7 protein-coding genes are annotated in these 6000 nt (G+C 41.5%); 2 read left to right on the forward strand and 5 right to left on the reverse strand.

What is annotated here, in order from left to right; all coding sequences use genetic code 11:
* Positions 1-208: 208 nt before the first annotated feature.
* From rsgA to I8752_RS13815, 5 genes are all read right to left on the reverse strand, one after another.
* Positions 209-1270: a ribosome small subunit-dependent GTPase A gene (gene rsgA, locus I8752_RS13795; protein WP_214432890.1), complete on the reverse strand. Its 1062-nt coding sequence runs from the start codon at positions 1268-1270 to the stop codon at positions 209-211.
* A gap of 451 nt (positions 1271-1721) precedes the next feature.
* The gene (locus I8752_RS13800) at positions 1722-1943 is read right to left on the reverse strand and encodes a hypothetical protein (RefSeq protein WP_214432891.1); all 222 of its coding nucleotides are present in this window, start codon (positions 1941-1943) and stop codon (positions 1722-1724) included.
* Positions 1918-2076, reverse strand: a complete 159-nt coding sequence (locus I8752_RS13805; protein WP_214432892.1) for a hypothetical protein — start codon at positions 2074-2076, stop codon at positions 1918-1920. Before I8752_RS13805 ends, I8752_RS13800 begins: the two co-directional genes overlap by 26 nt.
* A 59-nt stretch (positions 2077-2135) precedes the next feature.
* Positions 2136-2573 carry a hypothetical protein gene (locus tag I8752_RS13810; protein WP_214432893.1) on the reverse strand — a complete coding sequence of 146 codons (438 nt, stop codon included), beginning with the start codon at positions 2571-2573 and terminating at the stop codon, positions 2136-2138.
* Positions 2574-3128: 555 nt separating this feature from the next.
* Positions 3129-3983 (reverse strand): DUF72 domain-containing protein, encoded by an 855-nt coding sequence (locus I8752_RS13815; protein WP_214432896.1) that lies wholly within the window; start codon positions 3981-3983, stop codon positions 3129-3131.
* A gap of 181 nt (positions 3984-4164) precedes the next feature.
* On the opposite strand from I8752_RS13815, the gene dapB reads away from it, so the two are divergent.
* Together dapB and I8752_RS13825 are read left to right on the forward strand one after the other, a co-directional pair.
* Entirely contained in the window at positions 4165-5001 is an 837-nt protein-coding gene (gene dapB, locus I8752_RS13820; RefSeq protein WP_214432894.1) for a 4-hydroxy-tetrahydrodipicolinate reductase, read from the forward strand.
* A gap of 35 nt (positions 5002-5036) precedes the next feature.
* A complete protein-coding gene (locus I8752_RS13825) occupies positions 5037-5723 on the forward strand; it encodes a phosphate ABC transporter permease (protein ID WP_214432895.1) in 687 nt (228 codons plus the stop codon).
* Positions 5724-6000 lie beyond the last annotated feature (277 nt).

Consider the following 6000-nt stretch of genomic DNA (forward strand, 5'->3'; position numbering starts at 1 on the left):
GCCATCAGTTTGGTGCAATCCCAATGGAAAAAATTTATAATTTGAGGAATAGAGTCAAGTCTTAGAAACTTTCGATCGCAAACTTTTTTCTATATCTTAATTACGAATTATTACTTAATACTGGATGGGAATTTTTTACCTGTGAATTAATTACAGGAGAATTTCCCATCCCTCAATCAAAGCAGAAAAATTCCCAGCGCTTGTACAATTAATGCTTGTGATGATTCCGCATGGCTTTATGGATTTTCTTCCATCGTTCTTTCTCGGCTAGTTGTGCCCTTTGGTCTTGTTTGCGGACAAGATAGTTGAGTTCTTTTTGCAACTTTTGATAGCTAAGAAACCTTGAATAATCAAGTCTTTCTTCTGCTAATGCTTGCTGCACTGCACAACCAGGTTCGTTATTATGCTGGCAATTGCGGAAGCGGCATTCCTGCGCCCAGGTTTCGATGTCTGCAAAGGTTTCTTGCAAACCTTCATCACCCGACCAAATTTGAATTTCCCGCATTCCTGGGGTATCCATAATTAAGCCGCCAGTGGGTAGCAAAATCAACTCGCGATGTGTTGTGGTATGTCTGCCTCGGTCATCACCTTGGCGCACAGCTTGTACAGTTTGCACTGCTACCCCCTTAAGTTGATTGGTAATAGTAGATTTACCAACACCAGAAGAACCCAACAAAGTAACTGTCTGTCCTGGTTGCAGGTAAGGTTTCAAGGCATCCAATCCTTGATTACTCGTAGCACTTAAGACAATCACTGGTACGCCAATGGCAACTGCTTCCACTTGTGCCAAGCACTCTTCTAAAGAGTTGCACAAGTCTGCCTTATTTAAAACAATCACCGGATTTGCACCACTTTCCCAAGCCAAAACCAGATAACGCTCAATTCGTCTGGGATTAAAGTCCCCATCCAATCCTGAGACTAGAAATACAGTATCAACGTTGGCTGCAACTATTTGTTCTTCTGTTTTACTGCCTACCGTCTTGCGGGAAAACTTACTTTTTCTCGGTAAAATCTCATGGATAGTTGCTTGCCCTTCCGACTCGCGCACGCGAATCACAACCCAATCCCCCACGGCTGGAAAGTCTTGAGGTTGAGTAGCCCGATGCCTCAATTTACCTGTAACTTCTGCCGTCAGTTCTCCACGTTCGCTATAGAGAGTGTAGGTATTTCTATATTCAATAGCGACCCTACCAACGCTAAATCCTTGTTGGCGATAGGGTTCAAAGCTGCTAGCAAAAAAATTACTCCAGCCTAAGCTATTCAAATTCATTAATGTTTCCTCGATGTGTGTTGCTTGTTTTGCACAAGGCTTCACAGAGGAGGACAGTTATGTTCAGGAGGTTCTATCAAACCGTCCCGTTAAAAAAGTGCCCCTAAATTCTGAATTTCATTTCTGTAAGGCTAAGGACTGAACTCAGAATCTCTGCGCCTTGTATTCGTAGGGTTGAAATTGGCAAATTAACCCGGACTGTTACAAACTCAGTCATCTTTGTTCCTCCTCGCGTACTACAACAGATAATCAATACTACTACAATAGCTGATTCCTGAAAAATCGCTCATAAATATTCAATGATGACTTGGTTGATTCAGGCGTAGCCGCATAGTGCGTTCACTTTAAATATCACTCACTGCAATACCTAACCAACCAAGTCATCTGAGGTTACATCAAATACAACTTTTATCTTGCTCGTTCCCGCATACGTCGCCCATCAAGTCCCTAATTAATCCAGGATTAATAACTCAAAATGTCCAATTGGCAGCACTTCACTGGAACATTTTGTAAAAGAACTACTAGGATACGGAGTAATCCATGAATTAGGTCTATATCCAGGCATACAGATACAGACTTGTTTTTCATCTATCCATACAGGATTGTAGATGTATCCTCGGTAGTAAACTTGTTTGCCCTGCAATAAATCAACTTTCGTTGCTACTCGCGTCATTTTCCCACTGCTCCCACTGTTTTATTGTCTCTTCTATTTCCTCAGGTGTAGCTTCTCTAATAGTACCGTCATCATCTTCTGTGACAAAACTTCCAGGTTCTTCAGGATCTAGATGTGTTTTGGGATCGCTCATCACTTCTTTATTCTATTTTTCAATTGGTTATGACTACATAGCCATGCACGTTTTAAATTTCAGACTCTCCAATAATTAAGCATGTCATTTGATGAATGCTTAATCCAATTTAAGCATTCGTATTCAGATTTGAATAATTTTGGTGCTGCAATATTATTTAATGATTCCGGTGGGTAATGGTCGTAAAAATATTTACCTCCTTCTTCAAAGACAATAATCAAGTTGTTGCGGTAAATGTAGCGAGACTTGAAAGTATCATCTTGACTGACCAATTCTGAATGTTCGTCAATATATTCTTTGGCGATCGCCACAATATTACTGATACTACTGCCATAAATTCCTGCTGGATTCTCGGCTTTGTGAAATTTGCTTTTATGCCCAATTTCTGACAATAGTTTATACGAATAAATTTCGTAATTATCCGCTTTGCCAAAAACAAATGGAATGATGAGATATCCTTGATATGAAACTGAGTTTTCATAAAGAAGACGACTCATCTTAACCTCCTTGGATGTAACTACTTACACAAAAATTGCTTCACCCACAATCAAATCAGTAATCAATACATTTTTGTTAGTTATATTCAGACGTTACTGATACCCTTTTGCAGTACTGTTTCATGACCGTATATAGCCCACAGAACAGAATGGAACTATAAGAACTAAGTCTACTTATGTGGACTATTAATCTTACAGCTTCTTAGCTTGCTACTCACGGCTTTGTTGGTATAGACCTAGGCTTCTAACCTTTAAGTTTTTAAACGCATGAAACAGCCATACCCTTATTTATTGGGCACGATTGTATCGGCTTTTATCAAAAAAGTATTGCAATAACTATTATTACTCTTTTTGCTCGCTCTTTTGAAAATTAGTAATTGCTTAGATACATTACAAAAGCGAAAAAATAACAAATTTTATGGTAGAAGCATAAACTTAATAATTGTAGAGTTGCCAGTGTAACTTTAATAATTTGGGAATGGAAAAAGATTTATTAGTTCTCCACGTTTCTATCAGCTTAAACGGATAAAATTAAGTCTTTAGCACTGAATATATTTACCATAAACTCAGCTGATTGGGAGGACAATCGAGATTATTCCAAGGCAGAGGTGGAACTGCTATGTTACTTTGTTCTAATAGCTGTTGGAAGTAACGTGCTGTGCTAGGCGATCGCTCTTCTAGAGGACAATGAACAAAGAAATAAATCCGCGTTCCCGCCTGTAACCATTTTTGAATTTGCGTTACCCACTCTTCCATAAAAGGCTGATTCACAGATAAATTCGGATGAGAAATAAACCGAATCAGGCTAAAAGGGGCTGTCAGGCTAAATTGCACTGGTAATTTAGGTTTGCGCCGTTCCGATTGTAACTGGGGGTCATCATCTCCTGTATAAATGGGACGCGAATCCAACAGTACCCGTCCCACACCAAGCTTTTCTAAAAGTTCTGTCAAATTACTATTATGCGGTTCGCTGAACCAACCGCGATGCCTAACCTCTAGCGCCAGTGGTGCTTCTTTACGCGGCCAAGCTTCCAGAAAGGCAGTCAAATCTTCTAATAATACAGGTGCATAACTTGGCGGTAATTGGGCAAATATTGGGCCAAGATGCTTACCCAAAGGGCGCATACCCTCCAGAAAACCTAAAGCAGCAGAAATATTAGGTTGTAGTAAACCTTTATGCGTGATATCTCGCGGCAATTTCAAGCAAAATTCAAAACCTGGGGGTGTTTCTGATGCCCAACGAGTTACAGTTTCTTGGTTAGGTACAGCGTAGAAAGTGGTATTGCCCTCAACTGTGGTAAAACGACGGCTGTAGAGGGAGAGAAAATCAGTAGTACGAGTACCTTGGGGATACAGTTCACCTACCCAACCTTTATACGCCCAAACTGCACACCCAATAAAAAAGTTCACAAGCTTTTGCACAAACAATTCATATTGAAAAATCGCAGCATCTAAAGGCTTTGATGTTTCATACTTAATTGTACAGGCAGTTGTCAGTTGTTTTATCTCCTCTGTCCCACTCATTCCCTATCCCCTCATGCCCTCATCCCTTTACAATTCCCTTGTTGACTCAAAAAGCGTTTATTGACCTATGACTAATCAAGCGCCTATCCCAGTTATTGTTAATGGTGCTGCTGGTAAAATGGGCCGCGAGGTCATCAAAGCAGTGTCCCAAGCACCAGACTTGAATTTAATGGGTGCAATTGACACCAGTCCAGAACATCAAGGTAAAGATGCTGGAGAATTAGCGGGTTTAACCGAACCCCTGGAAGTTCCCATCACTAATCAATTAGAACCCATGCTGGGTTATGTGGCTGGTGAAAGACAATTGCCACCAGGAGTAATTGTAGATTTTACTCATCCCGATTCAGTTTATGACAATATTCGCAGTGCGATCGCTTACGGCATTCGCCCTGTAGTTGGAACTACGGGGTTAAGTCCAGAACAAATTCAAGATTTGTCAGACTTTGCCGAAAAAGCTAGTACTGGTTGCTTAATTATTCCTAACTTCTCTATTGGCATGGTGCTGTTGCAACAAGCCGCAGTCACAGCCTCTCAATACTTTGACCACGTGGAAATTATTGAACTGCATCACAACCAAAAAGCTGACGCTCCCAGCGGTACAGCTATTCAAACCGCACAGTTGTTAGCCGAAATAGGTAAAACTTTTAACCCCGCTCTTGTAGAGGAAACGGAGAAATTAGCTGGTGCAAGGGGCAGTCTAGCAGAAGAAGGAATCAGAATTCATAGCGTGCGTTTGCCAGGACTCATAGCTCATCAAGAAGTGATATTTGGCGCGCCCGGTCAAATATATACTTTACGGCATGATACAAGCGATCGCTCTTGCTATATGCCAGGAGTATTACTAGCGATTCGCAAAGTCTTACAGTTAAAGTCGTTAGTATATGGATTAGAAAAGATACTCTAACCTTCTTACTACTCTGCACTCAGCATTCAGCACTTATGATAGTCCCCCTGACTCGCCAGAAATTTGAACAACTCATCCCCTTAATTGCCACTGGCCCGCAGTACAAGTATTACTGGGGAAAGTTTTCAAATTTTTTGCAGCGGTTGTTAATTTCCGTGGTTGCCGTAGCTGTGATTCTGCTTGTGAGAGTCCTATTCGGCCTGGAGTTTGGGCCAATCATGTTTTTTTTGGGAGTATTCGGCGCTCTTTTTTGGCTGTGGTATCCAGCATTTCAGGCAAGTATACGGAATGCAAAAAGCCGCCGTTACAAGTACAGTGGCTTTTTTCGCGGTCGAATTCTTGATTGGTGGATTACAGATCGATTGATTGGCAAACAAGAAACCGTCAACAGCAAAGGCGATTTAGTAATTGTTGAAAATCGAGAAAAACGAATCAACTTAGAGGTGGGCGATGACACAGGATTTAGCGTAGAGTTAGAAGCACCACTACGTCCTGTTCACAAAGTTATTGTGCGCGGTCAAATTGCTGAAATGATAGTCATGTCAAATCGCCCAGATTTGAGCAGTATTGAAGACTTCAGCGAAGTATACATCCCTAGTCATGACCTATGGGTAAATGATTATCCTTATATACGAAGCGATTTCTTTAATGAAGTCAGTCGCCGCTTGCGTCCAGACCGACAGGAAAGACCTCGTCGCCGTCGCCGTAGGGTAGAAGAGTGAGGGGGAGGGAGAGAGCAGGGGGAGCTGGGGGAGAAAGAGGCTTGGAACTAAAAACTTCAGGCTTAAAGGTGCAAACTTCAAGCTCAAAGGCGCAAACTTCAAGCTCAAAGGTGCAAACTTCAGCCTTGAAACCTTAGGCTTTGCGATCGCAAGCTCGAATTTCACCTTTCAAAGTTCAACTTTCGCCCTCAAAGCCCCAAATTTCACCATCAAAAGCTCAATTATCATTATTAAAAATTACTTCCTCATCTCCCCCATCTCCCCCTGCTCTCTCCCT

Origin of the sequence: Dendronalium phyllosphericum CENA369 (assembly GCF_016056275.1) — a bacterium.
GTDB classification, from domain to species: Bacteria; Cyanobacteriota; Cyanobacteriia; order Cyanobacteriales; family Nostocaceae; genus Dendronalium; species Dendronalium phyllosphericum.